The organism is Actinomycetes bacterium, from assembly GCA_022599915.1.
Taxonomy (GTDB): Bacteria; Actinomycetota; Actinomycetes; order S36-B12.
In genome coordinates this window covers 18,072-35,753 of record JAHZLH010000033.1, presented here as the reverse complement: position 1 = coordinate 35,753, position 17,682 = coordinate 18,072, and the positions used below count along the sequence as shown (strand labels likewise).

Here is a 17,682-nt window from a genome sequence, read left to right as displayed (position 1 = left end):
CATTGCCCCTGTCCGAACTTCCTACCGAACCGGTAGAACCTATCCAAGAGACCATCACTGCGGCGGCTGCTGGTGGTTACTTCCCCTACATGTGGCTGCTGATTGCTCTGCCGGTCTTCGGCGCGGCAGTGCTGCTGATTGGTGGGCGCCGCACGAACTCCTGGGGACATATCCTGGCGTGTCTGCTGCCGATCGGCTCCTTCATTTTGGCCTGTCTGCTGCTGAGCCAAATGATGGGTGCCCCCGTCGATGAGCGGCTAGTCACGATCGACCTGTGGGACTGGACCTTCGCGGGCGCCTTCGATGTGCCGTTCGCGCTGCGGCTCGACCCATTGTCGATGGTGTTCGTCATGCTGATCACCGGGGTCGGTTCGCTGATTCATATCTACTCGATCGGCTATATGGCGGAAGATCCAGATCGGCGAAAGTTCTTCGCCTACCTGAATCTGTTCGTCTCAGCGATGCTGCTGCTGGTACTGGCCAACAACTACTTGCTGCTGTACGTCGGCTGGGAAGGTGTCGGTCTCGCGTCGTACCTGCTGATCGGCTTCTGGCAGTACAAGTCCAGTGCGGCGGTTGCGGCTAAGAAGGCTTTCGTCATGAACCGCGTCGGTGATGTCGGTTTGAGCATCGCGGTGATGCTGATGTTCGTCACCTTCGGCAGCGTCACCTTCGAAACCGTCTTCGAGTCAGCGCCGGAAGCCAGTGATACCGCGCTGAACCTGATTGGGCTGACGCTGCTGCTAGCAGCAGTTGGTAAGAGTGCGCAGTTCCCGCTGCAGGCATGGTTGCTGGACGCGATGGAGGGGCCCACTCCGGTCTCGGCGTTGATTCACGCGGCCACCATGGTGACAGCCGGTGTTTACCTGATTGTGCGCAGCAACGCGATCTTTGATCTGGCGACGGTCGCAGTCACGGTCGTCCTTGCCGTCGGCATTATCACGATGGTCGCCGGTGCGGTCATCGCCTGCGCTAAGGACGAAATCAAAAAGGCGCTGGCCGGTTCGACGATGAGCCAGATTGGCTACATGTTCGTCGCTGCAGGTCTCGGCCCCGCCGGATATGTGTTTGCCATCTTCCACCTGCTGATGCACGGCATGTTCAAGGCGGACCTCTTCCTCAGTGCTGGCTCGGTCATGCACGGTATGAAGGATGAGAAGGACATGCGCTTCTATGGCGCACTGCGAAAAGTCATGTTGGTCACCACTATCGCCTTCTTCTGCGGTTTCTTGGGCATCAGCGGGTTGCCGCCATTTGACTCCTTCTTCTCCAAGGACGACATCATCAAGGCCGCCCTGGGAACGAACTGGTTCGCGGGTGTGGCTGCGATGGCGGCCGCAGGTCTCACGGCCTTCTACATGACGCGGATGCTGGCGATGACCTTCTTCGGCGACAAGCGGTGGAAAGAAGACGCGGATCCACACGAGTCGCCCAGCGTGATGACTATCCCGATGCTGTTGCTCTCGGTGGGTGCGCTGTTCGGTGGGTTGTTCTTCGTCTACGTCGGCGACATCGTCGGGTGGCTCGAACCAGTCACCGGTTTCCAACCCTTCGAAATACCGATCCCCGATTGGGCACTTGAGCTTTCCACATTGGCCATTGTCGCGACCGGTATCTTCCTCGCTTGGCGGCAATACGCGACCCGACCGGTGCCACAGCAGCCGCCACAGCAGGTTTCTGCGCTCACCGTGGCAGCTCGGAACTCGCTGTACGACGACGCCTTCAACGAGGCAGTATTCATGCGGCCTGGCCAGTACCTGACGCGGTGGCTGGTGTGGTTCGACAACTCAGTCATTGACGGTGCGGTACGCGGCTTTGCGGGCTGGTTCAGCAGCGCTGGCGAATTCCTACGGCGAGTCCAAACCGGGTTCGCCAGATCCTACGCGCTATCTATGGTGGCTGGTGCGGTCATCATTGGCGTTGTTTTCGTGATTGCGCGGTGGTTCTGATGGGTACCTTGACGATTCTGGCTCTTGTCCCACTTATCGGCTCACTGGTCGTTGCATTTGGTTCTGGACAAAGTGCTGCTCGGGCTAAGCAGATTGCGCTGTTCTTCGCCGTTGCCACCTTCGGTGTTGGGGTGTACGCCATCACCCAATATGACGTCTCCTCTTCGGCCACCTACCAGTTAGTCGAGAGCCACGAGTGGATCCCGTCGCTGGGATTGACCTACTCGGTCGGTGTTGACGGCTTGGCCCTAGTCTTGGTCTTCCTTGCCACGCTGCTGGTACCACTGGTGATCATCGCCGGTTGGAATGACGTGGAAGATACCGCTGGGCTTCCCACTACCGACAAGCAAAAGCCCGGATCGGTTCGCGGCTACTTCGCGTTGGTGCTGCTGCTGGAAACGATGATGATCGGCGTCTTCGTGGCGCTGGATGTCTTCCTGTTCTACTTCTTATTTGAGGCCATCCTGATTCCGGTCTACTTCATGATCGGTCGCTATGGCACTGGTCGGCGCACGTATGCGTCGGTGAAGTTCCTGATCTACAGCCTCGCTGGTGGCCTGGTCATGCTGGCCGCATTGGTGATGCTGTGGTTCGTCGCCTCCGAAACGCTGGGCTCCCCGACGTTGTACCTGCCGGAACTGATCGGTATGGACATGGACCCGGTGCTGGAGAACCTGATGTTCTGGGGCTTCTTCCTCGCGTTCGCGATTAAAGCCCCACTGTGGCCGGTACATACCTGGTTGCCGGATGCTGCCGGTTCGTCAACCCCGGGCACGGCCGTGCTGTTGATCGGGGTGCTCGACAAGATCGGCACCTATGGCATGCTGCGGCTTTGTCTGCCGCTGTTCCCGGAAGCTTCGCAAACCTATGCCCCGATCATCATTGCGGTGTCGGTCATCGGTATCTTCTACGGCGCGTTGGCCGCGATCGGCCAGACCGACATGAAGCGACTCTTCGGTTATGTGTCGATCTCGCACTTCGGCTTCATCACCCTGGGCATCTTTGTCTTCACGTCGCAGGGTCAGGTCGGGGCTGGGCTCTACATGCTGGGTCACGGCCTCAGCACCGCGTTGTTATTCATGGTGGCTGGGTTCATGATTGTGCGGCGGAAGTCTGCCAACGTGGCTGACTACGGTGGTGTGGTGAAACCGGCACCGGTGTTGGCCGGCATGTTCCTGATCGCCGGACTAACGGCGCTGGCGCTGCCTGGTTTGAGCACCTTCGTCTCCGAGTTCCTGGTGCTGCTGGGTGCCTTTACCGTCAGCCCCTGGTTGGGGGCGGGCGCCACGCTGGGCATCGTTTTCGCTGCGCTATACGTCTTGCTGCTGTACCAGCGCACCATGACTGGCCCGGAAACGGAGCAAGTGCGGGGAATGCCAGATCTGAACCTGCGGGAACGCTGGGTACTCGCCCCGATTATCGCTTTGGTGGTATTCCTTGGCTTCTACCCGGCTCCGGTGTTGGATGTCTTGGAACCAGCCGTCGCTAACACCCTGGAATGGACCGGGTCGACTGATCCGGAAACTGTAATGAGTCCCGTCGCCGAGGGGAGCCAGCCATGATCGGCTTGCCGTTGGAGGAGTTCCCTCCCATCGAGATGCCGGAACTGGACTGGGTGCTGCTCGGTCCCATGGCGGTTGTAATGGGCGCAGCCGCGATTGGGGTGCTGATTGAGGCGTTCATGCCACGGGACGCTCGTCGTCCAGTGCAGCTGACGCTGACATTTGCGTCGCTGATCGTGGCGTTTGTGCTGGTCGTACTCGCCGCCGGCTCAGGTGGCCCAGTTGTCGCGGGAGCCGCAGTCGTGGACGGCCCGGCGCTGTTCTTGCAGGGCGGCATTTTGCTGGTGTCGTTGCTAGCGGCGCTAACTATGGCGGAACGTAAGATCGACCCGAGCGGTGACGCGTTTGCTGCCCGTGCCTCGGCTATGCCGGGCTCTGAGGACGAACGTCAGTTCACTGCGCGCGGCTATTTGCAGACGGAAGTGTGGCCCCTGTTCCTCTTCGCCGTGGGCGGCATGATGCTCTTCCCGGCGAGCAATGACTTGCTGACGATGTTCGTGGCATTAGAAATCATGAGTTTGCCACTGTATCTGCTGGCTGGGATGGCGCGGCGGCGTCGACTGCTGAGCCAAGAGTCCGCGCTGAAGTACTTCCTGCTGGGAGCGTTCTCCTCGGCCTTCTTCCTCTACGGTGCGGCACTGGTCTACGGGTTTGCCGGGACGGTGAACCTCGGCGGCATCGCCGAACAGATCACCGCTCAGCCGCAGACCAGCGGACTACTGCTGGGCGGGATCGCGATGATCGCGGTTGGCATGCTCTTCAAGGTGGCGGCAGTGCCGTTCCACTCGTGGGCGCCGGACGTCTATCAGGGTGCGCCGACGCCAATCACCGGCTTCATGGCCGCTGGCGTCAAGGTGGCGGCGTTTGGTGCGCTGCTGCGATTGATGTATGTGGCATTTGCTGGATCAAGTTGGGATTGGCGACCAGCGTTTTGGGTCATCGCGGCCCTCACCTTCTTTGCGGGCTCGATCGTCGCTTTGGTGCAAAACGACATCAAGCGCATGCTGGCCTATTCCTCGATTGCGCACGCCGGCTTCCTGCTGTTGGGAGTCATCGCGGTGACACCAGAAGGTCTCGCTGCCACCATGTTCTACCTCGTTACCTACGGGTTGGCGACGGTTGGTGCTTTCGGTGTGGTGATGTTGGTCCGCGACGACACCGGGGAGAATACTGCGCTGGAGAATTGGCGTGGTCTGGGCCGGACTAATCCCTGGCTGGCAGGCGCGTTTGCGCTGTTCTTGCTGTCGTTTGCAGGTATACCGCTGACCGCTGGGTTCATCGGCAAGTTCTCAGTGTTCGCTGCTGCCGCTGCTGCCGGCGAAGGCTGGCTAGTACTCCTGGCTGTGCTTGCTTCTGCGATCGCTGCGTTCTTCTACATCCGCGTCGTTGTGGTGATGTTCCTGTCCGATCCGGTGGGTGATGGGCCGTCCGTCGCGGTGCCGTCCGGTTTCAGCCGGACTGCGATCGCCTTGGGTGTTGCAGTCACCCTGGTTCTCGGAGTTTTCCCGCAACCGGTGTTGGATTGGGCGGCGCAGGCGGACATTTTCTTGCGGTGACGTGCGTGGTGACTGAGGACAGTAGTGGAGGTCCGAAAGCGGACTTCGGCAGTTGGTATTAGGCTTTAGTCATGGCGGGTTTTGCGACGACAGTGACGTTGGGCTTCAACGTGGCTGACGATCAGCTGGAATCGCGGCTGCTCGAAGGGTTGGCGTCGGTAGAAGCCCGCTTGGACGATGCGGTCAAAAGCAGCGATGACTTCGTAACTGGTGCCTCCCAGCACTTGGTGCGTGCTGGCGGCAAGCGTTTTCGCCCGTTGCTGGTCCTGCTGGCCGCCGAATATGGTGATCCGGCAGCGCCGGGAGTTATCCCGGCTGCTGCGGTAGTAGAACTGACGCACTTAGCCACGCTGTACCACGACGATGTCATGGACGAGGCCACCCGACGCCGAGGCGCGGAGTCGGCAAATCAGCGGTGGGGAAACGCGATTGCCATTCTCACCGGAGACTTCCTCTTCGCCCGCGCCTCCGACATTTTGGCCGATTTAGGGCCCGAGGCAGTCCGACTGCAAGCACGGACTTTCGAGCGGCTGTGTGTGGGGCAGATTCGTGAGACGGTGGGGCCAGCCGATGACGCGTCGGCAGTCGACCATCACATCGGGGTACTGGCCGATAAGACCGGAAGTCTGATCGCCACTTCCGCTCGATTCGGATCGATGCTGTCTGGAGCCGCCGAGGCCGAAGTGGACGCGCTGACCCGGTTTGGGGAACGAATCGGTGTGGCTTTCCAACTGGCGGACGACTTGGTGGATCTCACCAGCGAAACTAGTTCGTCCGGCAAAACACCGGGTACGGATCTGCGTGAGGGAGTGCCCACGCTGACTGCGTTGTTGGCGCTTGCTGGTGAACCTTCGGATCGGTTGCAGGATTTGCTGACACGCCCGTTGCCTGATGATGATGAACACACGGAGGCACTCGCCCTGCTGCGTAGTCACCCGGCCATTGACCAAGCACGCAGTGAGGCCACGCGTTGGGCGCGAGAGGCAGCCGGCTGTTTGGATTCCTTGCCGCAAATCCCGGCAACAGCAGCGTTGCGGCAAATGTGTGACTACGTGGTCGAACGCACCGGCTAGCGCGGTGCTACAGATCGAGTAGCCGGGTCGCGAGGTCAATCATTACCTCGGTGGACCCGCCGCCGATCCCCAAAATTCGAACATCGCGATAGTGCATCTCCACTTCGGTGCCGGTCATGTATCCCGCACCGCCGAAGAGTTGCACGGCTCGGTCGGCAGCGTATTCGCCCGCCGCCACCCCAGTTTGTTTTGCCATGACGGCGGCCAAGGTGCCATCGCGGCCAGCTGCATGGTCCGCTGCCACCGCTCGGGTGTAGACCCGAGCGGTATCTACTTGTCGATGCATTTCGGCGAGGGTGTGGCGAACCACCTGTCGGGATACCAGCGGCCGGCCAAAAGTTTCTCGTTGGCCAGTCCACTCTCGAGCCAGATCCAAGCAACGCTGACCGGTGGCGTACCCAGTGGCTGCCAGTGTGAGTCGTTCCGCGACGAAATGGTGCGCGAGGGAGGCGAAGCCTCGTTCGGCACCGAGCAGGTGGGTCGCTGGCACTCGGACGTTGTCAAGGGATAGCTCAGCGGTGTCGCTGCAGCGCCACCCCATCTTGTCCAGCCGACGGACCACGGTGAACCCGGGAGAGTCAGTGGGAACCACGAGCAGTGAAATACCGCCGGCCCCCTGATCGCCAGTGCGGGCGGCCACCACAACATGATCAGCGCGTGCGGCCGAGGTGATGTAGGTCTTGGCTCCAGTGATCAGGTAGTCATCACCGTCTCGGACGGCCCGAGTGCGTAGTTGCGCAACATCAGAGCCGCCGTCTGGCTCAGTCACTCCCAGCGCTGCGATCCGTTCCCCAGCCAGGACCGGAGCAATAAATTCCCGCTCCAGCAGTTCCGCTTCTGCTGTGTCTCCAACATCGCGTCGTCGTTGCGCCTCATCCACAATGTGAGGGGTGGCAATGCCATGGGTGAGTAGTCCTGCCACGATTCCGCCCGAACCGCCAGCGGCCAGGATCGACTCCACCACGATCAGACTGTCCACAGTGTCGCCGCCGGAGCCGCCAAGTGATTCAGGGAAGCCAATACCGAGGATGCCGAGGTCAGCGGCGCGCTTGTGCAGTTCGGTGGGTATGTCACCCGTAGATTCCCAGTCGGCTAGCTGCGGTGCGATCTGCTCAGCGGTGAACTTACGTACTGTTTCCGCGAGCGCAACGCGCTCCGCAGTGCTGAACTCCGGGTTCATGCTTCGACTCTAGGTCCCGTTGCCGCCGGAAAACAGCAGCATTGCTGAAGTGGTCGGCAATGCCAGCCGAACTAGCTGGCTGGCTAGGATGGGGTTGTGCCCGATGAGACCGCGAGCTCCGAACCCTGGTGGGATGACGGCGGTGTGCTGATGCACATCGGCCCGCACAAGACCGGCACCACGGCGCTGCAACATAGCTTGGCCGCCGCGCGACCAAAGTTGGCTGCGCAGTCGATTCTGTACCCGGGTACTGCCGCCAACCACTACCAAGCTACTCGGCAACGAGTGGATGGTTCCCCCGAACTCTGGCAGCAGCTAATCGCCGAAATAGTTGAGAGCGACCAACCAGCGATTATCAGCAGTGAGTATCTTGATCGGGCGGATCGACAGCTGGCTCCAGAACTTGTCGCCGAGTTGGGTGGTCCGGTACGGATACTGATTACGCTGCGACCGCTCGCCACTATCATTCCCAGCCTCTGGCAACAGCATGTGAAGTGTGGGACCGCGGCGGAACTCGCGCCATGGACTGACGATCTATTTCGGAGCGGCCGAGACCATGTGTCTTGGCAATCCGTTGATCATTTGGCACTTATTCAACTCTGGCAAGAGGTTGTCGGCGAAGATCGCGTCGTAATCCTAGTTCCAGATCCTAGGGATCCAGACATCCTGCTACGCGGCTTCGAACGTGCGGCCGGCATCAGCAGTGGCACATTGGTCACACCTGATCGGGCAAACCGATCCATGACTGGTCCCGAATCGGACCTGGCCCTCGCGCTGAATCGACGAGCGGCAGATCTCGGGATCACGGCGAAACAGCAAATCCAGTGGGTTCGCCGCGGGGTGTATGCCCGGATTATCGAAGAACGCCAGCCGCTTCCGGACGAAGCCAAATTGGCACTACCTGAATCCGTGCGCGGCGAAGTGGAGAGGCGACAACGTGATGTCGTGGAGTTGCTGCGCAGTTCCCGCAGTCAGGTGATCGGGGATCCAGAATTACTGTGGCGGGGAACGGGACCAGATTCCCCCGCGGCACCGGAATCGGAGCTGATCCCGGTAGATCTGGCTGCTGGCATGCTAGCGGCACTACTGGGGCGATCACTCGACCGTGAGGAAGAGCAGCAACGCAAGATCGACCGGCTGCGTGGCAAGGTGCAAAAGTTGAAAGAAAGGCAGCCCGCCACGAGCAAGCGTGCCCGTCGCTTCTTGCGACTGGAACGCTGACTAGGCGACGGTCCAGGTGTCCGGGCCGGCCAGCAGTTTTTCCAAGTCAGCGGAGTCTGCCGGGTCGCCGGCTGCGGCCATCTGCTGGCGAGCCAGCCGATCGTAGGACGGCCGTTGGACGTCCCGGAACACCCCGATGGCGGTCCGGTCCAGCGTCTCGTAGTCGGCCAGCCGGGACAGCGCGAATGCCACCCCGGGATCCTCAGCATGGGCATCGTGGATCAGTACGTCGGCGTCGGGGGCTCCGGACATCGCCCGAATCTGACCATCGGTGTCGCGTACCACGGCTCGTTCGTCGTTCTCGCCGAACCGGATCGGCTCACCGTGTTGAAGTCGGATGAGATGGCTGTCGCGAGTTTGTGGACTCTTGACCGCTTCGAAAGCGCCATCGTTGAAGATGTTGCAGTTCTGGTAGATCTCCACCAGCGCAGAGCCCTCGTGAGCGGCTGCGGCGGCGAGTACCTCAGTTAAGTGCTTGCGGTCGGAATCGATAGTGCGAGCGACGAAGGTGGCCTCTGCCCCCAGCGCCAGCGACACCGGATTGAACGGGTGATCCAGCGAACCATGCGGCGTCGACTTAGTGATCTTTCCGGACTCCGACGTGGGGGAGTACTGGCCCTTGGTCAGACCATAAATGCGGTTATTGAACAGCAGAATCTTCAGATTCACGTTACGCCGCAGGGCGTGCATCAGGTGGTTGCCACCAATCGATAATGCATCACCGTCACCGGTGATCACCCAGACCGACAGATCCGGTCGCGAGACAGAAAGTCCGGTGGCGATGGCTGGTGCGCGGCCATGGATCGAGTGCATCCCGTAGGTGTTCATGTAGTACGGGAACCGGCTGGAGCAACCGATTCCGGACACGAACACGATATTCTCCCGACGCAGCCCCAGGCTGGGTAGGAAGCCCTGGACGGCTGCCAGGATGGCGTAGTCGCCACAGCCGGGGCACCAGCGGACCTCTTGGTCGCTCTTGAAGTCTTTAGCCTTCTGCGGCTCATCAGTCTTGGGGATCAGCGACAGGGCGGGCAGTTCCGAAGTGGTCATGCCAAGCTCTCCTCGGTCAGGGTGGAGATCCCGGTCCCGGGATCGGACATTTCAGCGCGAATCACGTCCGCGAGTTCCTCGGAACGGAACGGCAGTCCGCGCACTTGGTTGTATGGCTGTGCATCTACCAGGTACTTGGCTCTGATCAGCATCGCCAACTGGCCGAGGTTCATCTCGGGGATGATGACTCGCCGGTACCGGCGCAGCACTTCACCGGTATTAGCCGGGAACGGATTCAGGTGGCGGAGATGCGCCTGAGCCACGTGGTGGCCTTCCTCGCGAATCTTTCGGCAAGCCGCCGAAATCGGTCCGTAGGTAGAGCCCCAGCCCAACACCAAGACGTCGGCTTCGCCCGTCGGGTCGTCGACCGCTAGCGGGTCAATACTGGCGGCGATCCCGTCCACCTTGGCCTGCCGGGTACGCACCATGTGGTCGTGGTTGTCAGGGTCGTAGGAGATCGCGCCGGTGACGTCAGCCTTTTCGATGCCGCCGATACGGTGCTCCAAGCCCGGTGTACCTGGCACCGCCCATGGCCGGGCCAACGTATCCGGGTCACGCAAGAACGGCTGGAAGACCGGCTCGCCGTTGTCGTCGGTGTCGTTCGGCTCGCTGGCGAAAGTGACGCTCAGATCGGGTAGTGCCGTCAGGTCGGGCAGTCGCCACGGCTCGGCTCCGTTGGCCAAGTAACCGTCAGACAGCAACAGCACCGGGGTGCGGTAAGTAGTGGCGATGCGAACCGCCTCGATGGCGGCGTAGAAGCAATCGCCAGGGGAGCGGGGGGCAACGATCGGCACCGGGGCCTCGCCGTTGCGGCCGAACATTGCCTGCAGCAGGTCTGACTGTTCGGTCTTGGTCGGCAGACCGGTGGAGGGTCCGCCCCGTTGCACGTCGATCACCAGCAGCGGTAACTCCAGCGCGACTGCCAAGCCCAGCGTTTCGGACTTCAAGGCGAGGCCGGGGCCGCTGGTGGTGGTGACGCCGATAGCGCCGCCATAGGATGCGCCCAGCGCGGCACCGATACCGGCAATCTCGTCTTCCGCCTGGAAGGTGGTGATACCGAACCGCTTGTGACGACTGAGCTCGTGCAGAATGTCCGACGCAGGCGTGATGGGGTAGCTGCCGAGGAACATCCCCAGACCGCTGCGCTGCGCGGCGGCTACTAGGCCGTAGGAGAGAGCCAAGTTGCCAGTGATGTTGCGGTAGACACCTGCGGGCAGTGCGGCCTTGCCGACTTCGTACTGGACGGCAAATGCCTCGGTAGTTTCCCCGAACGACCAGCCAGCTTCCAGCGCGGCTAGGTTGGCTGCCAAAATTTCCGGCTTGCGGCCGAACTTCTCAGTCAGGAAGGCCCGGGTCTGATCGACCGGGCGGCTGTAGAGCCAGGACAACAGCCCAAGCGCGAACATGTTTTTGGCTCGCTCCGCCTCCTTCTTGGTGACGTCGAAGTCAGCCAGCGCTCCGACCGTCAGCGATGTGAGCGGAATCGGGTGCACTGTGAAGGCGTCCAAGGAGCCGTCGGTCAGCGGGTCGGACTCGTACCCGACTTTCTGGATGGCGCGCTTGCTGAACTCATCGGTGTTGACGATGACGGTCCCGCCACGAACGAGGTCATGGAGGTTGGCTTTGAGCGCAGCGGGGTTCATAGCCACCAGGACGTCCGGTGCGTCGCCTGGGGTCATGATGTCGTGATCGGCAAAGTGGATCTGGAAGGCCGAGACGCCGGGCAGGGTGCCGGCTGGTGCGCGAATCTCAGCCGGAAAGTCCGGCAGGGTGGATAGGTCGTTGCCGAATGACGCGGTCGCTGAGGTGAACCGGTCACCAGTCAGCTGCATGCCATCGCCGGAATCCCCAGCGAATCTGATGACTACGTCGCTCCTGCGCTCGGTCTTTTTCACCACGCGTTCCTCGTTTGGTCAGGGCCCGGGACGGGATGACGTAATTGTGCCCTATGAATAGCCATGCTCCGAGCCGGGAATCACCCGAATTCGGTGATATTAGTCCTAGCGAGGTAACAGTCGGACAGGAAACTAGGTCCGGGGCCGGATCACCGGACGGCAGTCGCAGTGGTTAGCGGTAGTTGGTGAACTGCACTGCGAAGTCGAGATCTTCGCCCTTCACCAGCGAGATCACCTCCTGCAAATGGTCCCTTTTCTTGCCCGAAACCCGCAACTCATCGCCTTGAATCTGCGTCTTGACGCCTTTAGGCCCCTCATCGCGGATCAGTTTGGCGAGCTTCTTTGCTTGTTCAGAAGTGAGACCGGACTGCAGGGTCGCAGCGAGGTGATACTCCTTGCCCGACAATCGCGGCTCGCCAGCTTCCAAGGCCTTCAAACTGATTCCGCGCTTGATCAGTTTGTCTTTGAACACCTCAAGAGCAGCGAGAACTCGATCTTCGGTACTCGCCTGCAGCGCGACGGCGGTGCCTTCACCCGCCTCGATCTGGGCGCCGGTGTTCTTGAAATCCCAACGCTGCCGCAGTTCCTTCGCTGTTTGATTGACGGCGTTGTCCAGTTCTTGGGTGTCTACTTTGGACACAATGTCGAAGCTACTGTCGGCCATAGTCCCTCCTCGTCCTTCCCCGGGTCGGTTCCCAGCGGGGTTCGCCAGCGAGTCCGAGCGCGCCCTGCCGCCTATTCTGGCAGTCGCGAGGCCTTCAGTGCAGCCACCACCCCCGTGGAAAGCGAGGCGCCCAGTTGCGGCCACTGTTCCTCCGAAACCGGTGGGACGCTACAGTGAGGAGTCGCCCACGGCGGGTTGCCCGAGCGGCCAAAGGGAGCAGACTGTAAATCTGCCGGCTCTGCCTTCAGTGGTTCGAATCCACTACCCGCCACCAACCGTCCAGTCGATGCTGGACTGCTGCAGTTGTGGATTGCTACCCCAGTCGTAGTACTCTGGCTGTCGCCCGCCCCGATAGCTCAGTCGGCAGAGCGTCTCCATGGTAAGGAGAAGGTCTAGGGTTCGATTCCCTATCGGGGCTCCATGTTGCCCAGTGCAACAGGTGCGTGTCGCAACCGCGGCACATAACAGCAGAACGGGTGGCTGCGACCCCGCTGGGGAGTCGTTGCTATCAGGCGGAGTAGCTCAGTCAGGTAGAGCAAGCGGCTCATAATCGCTGTGTCGTGGGTTCAAGTCCCGCCTCCGCTACCGCAACTGACCGAAGCAGAAAGGCAGTCAGATGGCCAAATCGAGCGATGTGCGTCCCAAGATCACCATGGCGTGTGTGGATTGCAAGGAACGCAACTACATCACCAAGAAGAACCGCCGCAACGATCCTGATCGACTAGAGGTCAAGAAGTTCTGCCGGCGCTGTAACTCCAGCACCCTGCACCGCGAGACTCGCTGACGCTAAGTTGTCATCCACCCCTGCCTCGACGCCGTCCTCCCGCTAGGTTCGGAAGGGGACCGAGGAGGCAACTGTGGGGCGACTCGACAATCGGGTAGCAATAGTTACCGGTGCTGGCCGGGGTATTGGCCGCGCGACAGCATTACGACTCGCCCGCGATGGTGCGGCTGTCGTGGTCAATGACATCGACGCTGAGCCTGCCAACGAAACCGCTGACTTGGTGACTGCCGAGGGCGGCCGAGCGATGTCACACACCGCAAACACCGTCGAGCTAGCGGCTGCCGAGCAACTCGTTGCGGATGCCGTCGCCGAGTTTGGCCAACTCGACATTGTGGTGAATAACGCGGGCACCACCCGCGACAAAATGTTTCACGGCATGGACGATGATTTGTTCGACTTCGTGCTGGATACCAACTTGCGCACCGCGTACCACACCACGCTGGCGGCCATGCCTCAGTTACGCGAGGTGGCCAAGCGCGAGATTGCCGAGCAAGGTCGGCCTGCCTACCACCGAAAGGTGGTCTTTACTTCCAGCGTTGCGGCCTTGATGGGTAACCCCGGTCAGTTCAACTACACCGCGGCTAAGGGTGCGCTGATTGCAGTGACCAAGACCTTGGCGCGAGAACTGGGGCCGTTCGGTATCAACGTAAATGCAGTGGCGCCCGGTTTCGTAGAAACTAGGCTCACTGCTGCCAAGAAAGAAGGCGAAACCTACGGTATCCCCGACCAAATGCGAGATATGGCGCGAGCAATTATTTCGCTAGGGCGGCTGGGTGAACCAGAAGACATCGCCAATGTGACCGCATTTCTCGCCTCACCTGATTCCGACTTTGTTTCGGGAGTCACGATTCCGGTTTCCGGGGGGCAGTTGGGCGGTATGTGATGCCGCTGGACCACAGTTATCTGGGCAAGGAATACCCGACCACACCGGCGTATCAGGTGGGTAGGGAGCATATTCGTGACTACGCCGCCGCCATTGGCGACCTCAATCCGGCCTACCACAACGTTGATGCCGCACGGGAACTAGGACATCGTGATCTGATCGCACCACCCACCTATCCCTTCACGTTGACAATGCGCGCGATGACTACTGCAGTGCTCGATCCCGATTTGGGATTGCACTACGGTCAAGTGGTTCACGGCGAGCAGTCCTTTGACTACGTTCGGCCGGTCACCGCTGGCGATGAACTGGTGGTGCAGGCGCGAATCGCAGCTATTGAAGTAAAAGGGATTAACGAGTTGCTCACTACCGAGTGCCGAGTGGAGACGGTGACTGGGGAGCTGGTGGTGACCACCCGAGAGGTGATCGTGTCGCGGGGGACTGCGGTATGAGTGCGCTGATTGACTACGACGACGTCGCGGAAGGCGATCCGCTGCCAGGACTACGGCTGCCGCTGCGTCGGCTGGACTTGATCATGTACGCGGGCGCAAGCGGTGACTTCAACCCCATCCATTGGAGTGAGCGCATCGCCACGTCGGTGGAGCTGCCGAACGTGATTGCTCACGGAATGCTCACGATGGCGGTTGCGGCCCGGGTAGTTACCGAGTGGGTGGGGGACCCCGGAGCGATCACTTCGCTGTCCGGCCGGTTTGTTCGACCGGTGCCTATCCCGGATGACGATGTGGGGACCGAAATCCGAGTTACGGCAGCGGTTGCGGCGAAGTTGCCGGACCGGCAAGTTCGAATCGAGTTGGTAGCTGTCATTGACGACGCCGATGAGGCGATTGTTCTTGATCGCGCCGAGGCCATCGCGCAGTTGTGACGGGCGGTTACCGGTCGCTCCCCGACAGTTGGATGCCGTCGTGGGCCGGCGGCTCTACGATGTACGGATGACGCAGTCGGCCAACGCGACCTTCGCCAGTGACTCGCTGGCAGCGCACACGACGTTGCGAGTGGGGGGCCGAGCCGGCAACCTCGTCGTTGCCGATACTGACGAGCAAGTAGTCGCGGCAGTTGCGGCTGCCGACGCGGCGGGTGAACCCCTGCTGGTCTTGGGTGGCGGTAGCAACGTTGTGATTAGTGACGACGGTTGGCCGGGAACCGTCCTACTCATTCGTACTCAGGGCATTGCGAAGACCGACTCCTGCGGCGCCGGAACTGTGGGAGTGGCTGCCGGAGAAGACTGGGACTCGGTGGTGTTTTGGGCAGTCGGTCACGAACTGGCCGGTGTTGAATGCCTAGCTGGCATCCCCGGAAGCGCCGGAGCCACGCCGATCCAAAATGTGGGGGCCTACGGTCAAGAAGTTGCCGATTCGCTGCAGCGGGTGCGGGTCTATGACCGGGTAGCGCGGGAACAGCGGGTGCTCAGCAGCCGAGAATGTGAGTTCGGCTACCGCGACAGTTGGTTCAAGCGGCATCCCGATCGCTATGTGGTGCTCGAAGTGGAGTTTCGCTGGGAGGCTTCGCCGACGTCGAAGCCGATTCAGTACAGCGAATTGGCGCTGCAACTGGGGGTGGGAATCGGCGATCGTGCCCCGCTACCGCAAGTCAGAGAAGCAGTGTTGGCATTGCGACGGCGCAAAGGCATGGTGCTGGATGATGCTGACCCAGATACCTGGAGCGTCGGTTCGTTTTTCACCAACCCGATTGTGGATCGGGATGTAGTGGATAGGTTGCCGGAAGCGGCGCCCAAGTTCCCGCTGGGAGATGGTCGCTACAAGACGTCTGCCGCGTGGCTGATCCAAGAGTCCGGCTACGAGCCGGGATATCGGTTGGGAGCGGCGGGGCTGTCCGGCAAACACACGCTGGCCATTACCAACCGTGGTGAGTCGTCGGCGGCTGATGTGATCGCGCTTGCCCGCCAGGTACGTGATGGTGTGGTGGGGCAGTTCGACATCGAACTTGTCCCCGAACCGGTGCTGGTGGGCTGCTCGCTCTAGCCGAGCCGCCTCGCAGCGGCGCGCCGGACTAGGTGAGTAGTTCGGCCATCCGACCCACTCCGGTGGCGATGTCCTCATCACCGAGAGCGTAGGACAGCCGCAGATATCCGGGAGTGCCGAAGGCCTCGCCCGGGACTACCGCTACTTGCGCCTCATCCAAAATGATTTCGGCCAGTTCGGTCGTCGTTGTCGGGGTCCGGCCCGCGATCTGTTGTCCGAGTAGACCCTTGACCGACGGGTAAGCGTAGAAGGCGCCTTCCGGCATCGGACATTCCACTCCTGGGATGTCGTTCAGCAGACCCACGATCAACTGGCGACGCCGATCGAAGGCTTCGCGCATCTGCGTCACCACGGTCAGATCACCACTCACTGCGGCGAGCGCAGCTGCCTGGGCGACATTGCAGACGTTGGAGGTGGCGTGTGATTGCAAGTTGGTGGCTGCCTTGACTACGTCAGCTGGTCCGATCAGCCAGCCCACTCGCCAACCAGTCATCGCGTAGGTCTTGGCCACGCCGTTCACCACGACACAACGATCTTGCAGATCCGGGGTGAGCACCGGCATGGAACTAAATTCGGCATCGCCGTAGACCAAATGCTCGTAGATCTCGTCGGTGACCACCCAGAGTCCCCGATCGGCTGCCCAACGGCCGATCGCTTCCACCTCAGCGGGAGAGTAGACCGCTCCGGTGGGGTTGGACGGTGAAACAAAAACCAGCAGCTTGGTTTTGTCGGTGACGAACTGCTCCAGTTGCGCGACGCTGGTGCGGTAACCGGTGGTCTCATCGGTGGGGACCTCGACGGTGACGCCGCCGGCCAGCGCAATCGACTCGGGGTAGGTGGTCCAGTAGGGGGCCGGCAGGAGCACCTCATCGCCGGGATCTAGCAGCGTCGCGAAGGTGTTGTAGAGCGCCTGCTTGCCGCCATTGCTCACCAAGACCTGATTGGGGGCAACCTCGAGGCCGGAATCCCGTAGCGTTTTGGCCGCAATCGCCTCTTTCAGGGCAGGTTGACCGCCCGCTGGCGAGTATCGGTGGCTTTTCGGATCACTCGCGGCAGCAACTGCGGCTGCCACGATGTAGTCGGGGGTGGGAAAGTCTGGTTCACCGGCCCCGAATCCGATCACGGGGGCGCCCGCCGCCCGCATAGCCTTGGCTTTAGCGTCCACCGCGAGGGTGGCTGATTCGGCGATATCGCCGATCCTGCGTGAGACCCGAGAGTGCATGCGTCTATCCTGACAGACGACAATCATTGGTCGGGGCCGCGCCCGGATGACGCGAATAGTCGAACGGGATTGGACCCGGCACCCGTTGGCATCTACACTCAATGCCGGTGTGTCATCATCCTGCTCGCTTGCTAGCGGCCGACTTGCAGTCGGACAACGGTCAGGCGGACGACGGTTAGACAGTCAGCATCCTGTTGACTAGCGTCCGACGGGTGGGCTGTGACTCAGCACAGGGTCGTAGCTCAACTGGTAGAGCACCGGTCTCCAAAACCGGCGGTTGGGGGTTCAAGTCCCTCCGGCCCTGCTCAGTCCGATGGCACTAGACCGTCAGCGAAGTGAGGGTATGAAGTGAGCGATACCGGAGCGCCGAGCGCCGACCGGGAGAAACTCGGCTTTTTTGGCCGAATCTCTCTTTTCGTGCGCGAGGTAATCGCTGAACTGCGGAAGGTCATCTGGCCGACCCGCAAGGAGTTGATCACCTACACCGGTGTGGTGATCGTCTTCGTGCTGATCATGGCGGGGATCATTGCCCTGCTGGACTTTGTGTTCGGCCAGGGCGTTCTCGCCCTGTTCGGCAGTGAATAGCGAGCGACAAGGAATAGAGCAACAAGTGTCAGAACAGTCCACGCAGCCGACCGACGGTGTT

The 17,682-nt window shown here is 61.2% G+C and carries 16 protein-coding genes and 4 tRNA genes; 15 read left to right on the top strand and 5 right to left on the bottom strand.

What is annotated here, in order from left to right; genetic code table 11:
* The first annotated feature begins 89 nt into the window (after positions 1-89).
* The 4 genes from nuoL to K0U62_06405 all read left to right on the top strand — a co-directional run bounded on the left by nuoL (position 90) and on the right by K0U62_06405 (position 6,140).
* A complete protein-coding gene (gene nuoL / locus K0U62_06420; GenBank protein ID MCH9801153.1) occupies positions 90-1,949 on the top strand; it encodes an NADH-quinone oxidoreductase subunit L in 1,860 nt (619 codons plus the stop codon).
* Positions 1,949-3,511: an NADH-quinone oxidoreductase subunit M gene (locus K0U62_06415; protein MCH9801152.1), complete on the top strand. Its 1,563-nt coding sequence runs from the start codon at positions 1,949-1,951 to the stop codon at positions 3,509-3,511. Before nuoL ends, K0U62_06415 begins: the two co-directional genes overlap by 1 nt.
* Positions 3,508-5,067, top strand: coding sequence for an NADH-quinone oxidoreductase subunit NuoN (gene nuoN / locus K0U62_06410; protein ID MCH9801151.1), 1,560 nt, complete (start codon positions 3,508-3,510; stop codon positions 5,065-5,067). Before K0U62_06415 ends, nuoN begins: the two co-directional genes overlap by 4 nt.
* A gap of 71 nt (positions 5,068-5,138) precedes the next feature.
* A complete protein-coding gene (locus K0U62_06405; protein ID MCH9801150.1) occupies positions 5,139-6,140 on the top strand; it encodes a polyprenyl synthetase family protein in 1,002 nt (333 codons plus the stop codon).
* Between the two features lie 7 nt (positions 6,141-6,147).
* Here the strand turns inward: K0U62_06405 and K0U62_06400 are convergent, their stop codons facing one another.
* Positions 6,148-7,320: an acyl-CoA dehydrogenase family protein gene (locus K0U62_06400; protein ID MCH9801149.1), complete on the bottom strand. Its 1,173-nt coding sequence runs from the start codon at positions 7,318-7,320 to the stop codon at positions 6,148-6,150.
* Between the two features lie 96 nt (positions 7,321-7,416).
* On the opposite strand from K0U62_06400, the gene K0U62_06395 reads away from it, so the two are divergent.
* The gene (locus K0U62_06395; GenBank protein MCH9801148.1) at positions 7,417-8,541 is read left to right on the top strand and encodes a hypothetical protein; all 1,125 of its coding nucleotides are present in this window, start codon (positions 7,417-7,419) and stop codon (positions 8,539-8,541) included.
* On the opposite strand, the gene K0U62_06390 is transcribed toward K0U62_06395, so the two are convergent.
* The 3 genes from K0U62_06390 to K0U62_06380 form a co-directional block, all read right to left on the bottom strand.
* A complete protein-coding gene (locus K0U62_06390; protein ID MCH9801147.1) occupies positions 8,542-9,591 on the bottom strand; it encodes a 2-oxoacid:ferredoxin oxidoreductase subunit beta in 1,050 nt (349 codons plus the stop codon).
* Positions 9,588-11,489 (bottom strand): 2-oxoacid:acceptor oxidoreductase subunit alpha, encoded by a 1,902-nt coding sequence (locus tag K0U62_06385; protein MCH9801146.1) that lies wholly within the window; start codon positions 11,487-11,489, stop codon positions 9,588-9,590. Before K0U62_06385 ends, K0U62_06390 begins: the two co-directional genes overlap by 4 nt.
* A 169-nt stretch (positions 11,490-11,658) precedes the next feature.
* Positions 11,659-12,150, bottom strand: coding sequence for a YajQ family cyclic di-GMP-binding protein (locus tag K0U62_06380; protein MCH9801145.1), 492 nt, complete (start codon positions 12,148-12,150; stop codon positions 11,659-11,661).
* 189 nt (positions 12,151-12,339) lie between these two features.
* Here K0U62_06380 and K0U62_06375 point away from each other — a divergent pair.
* From K0U62_06375 to K0U62_06340, 8 genes are all read left to right on the top strand, one after another.
* Positions 12,340-12,424, top strand: a tRNA-Tyr gene (locus tag K0U62_06375).
* A gap of 71 nt (positions 12,425-12,495) precedes the next feature.
* A tRNA-Thr gene (locus tag K0U62_06370) sits at positions 12,496-12,571 on the top strand.
* A gap of 90 nt (positions 12,572-12,661) precedes the next feature.
* Positions 12,662-12,735: transfer RNA gene (locus tag K0U62_06365), tRNA-Met, on the top strand.
* Between the two features lie 31 nt (positions 12,736-12,766).
* Positions 12,767-12,934: a 50S ribosomal protein L33 gene (gene rpmG, locus K0U62_06360; protein MCH9801144.1), complete on the top strand. Its 168-nt coding sequence runs from the start codon at positions 12,767-12,769 to the stop codon at positions 12,932-12,934.
* A 73-nt stretch (positions 12,935-13,007) separates the two neighbouring features.
* Positions 13,008-13,817 (top strand): glucose 1-dehydrogenase, encoded by an 810-nt coding sequence (locus K0U62_06355; GenBank protein ID MCH9801143.1) that lies wholly within the window; start codon positions 13,008-13,010, stop codon positions 13,815-13,817.
* A complete protein-coding gene (locus K0U62_06350) occupies positions 13,817-14,266 on the top strand; it encodes a MaoC family dehydratase N-terminal domain-containing protein (protein MCH9801142.1) in 450 nt (149 codons plus the stop codon). Before K0U62_06355 ends, K0U62_06350 begins: the two co-directional genes overlap by 1 nt.
* Positions 14,263-14,697 carry a dehydratase gene (locus K0U62_06345; GenBank protein MCH9801141.1) on the top strand — a complete coding sequence of 145 codons (435 nt, stop codon included), beginning with the start codon at positions 14,263-14,265 and terminating at the stop codon, positions 14,695-14,697. Before K0U62_06350 ends, K0U62_06345 begins: the two co-directional genes overlap by 4 nt.
* Positions 14,698-14,764: 67 nt before the next feature.
* Positions 14,765-15,814 carry a UDP-N-acetylmuramate dehydrogenase gene (locus tag K0U62_06340; protein ID MCH9801140.1) on the top strand — a complete coding sequence of 350 codons (1,050 nt, stop codon included), beginning with the start codon at positions 14,765-14,767 and terminating at the stop codon, positions 15,812-15,814.
* Positions 15,815-15,842: 28 nt separating this feature from the next.
* Here K0U62_06340 and K0U62_06335 read toward each other — a convergent pair whose 3' ends face one another.
* Entirely contained in the window at positions 15,843-17,063 is a 1,221-nt protein-coding gene (locus tag K0U62_06335; GenBank protein ID MCH9801139.1) for a pyridoxal phosphate-dependent aminotransferase, read from the bottom strand.
* A gap of 204 nt (positions 17,064-17,267) precedes the next feature.
* Between K0U62_06335 and K0U62_06330 the strand changes: the two genes are divergently transcribed.
* Together K0U62_06330 and secE are read left to right on the top strand one after the other, a co-directional pair.
* Positions 17,268-17,340 (top strand) — tRNA-Trp (locus tag K0U62_06330).
* 44 nt (positions 17,341-17,384) lie between these two features.
* Positions 17,385-17,621 (top strand): preprotein translocase subunit SecE, encoded by a 237-nt coding sequence (gene secE / locus K0U62_06325; protein MCH9801138.1) that lies wholly within the window; start codon positions 17,385-17,387, stop codon positions 17,619-17,621.
* The last annotated feature ends 61 nt before the right edge of the window (positions 17,622-17,682 follow it).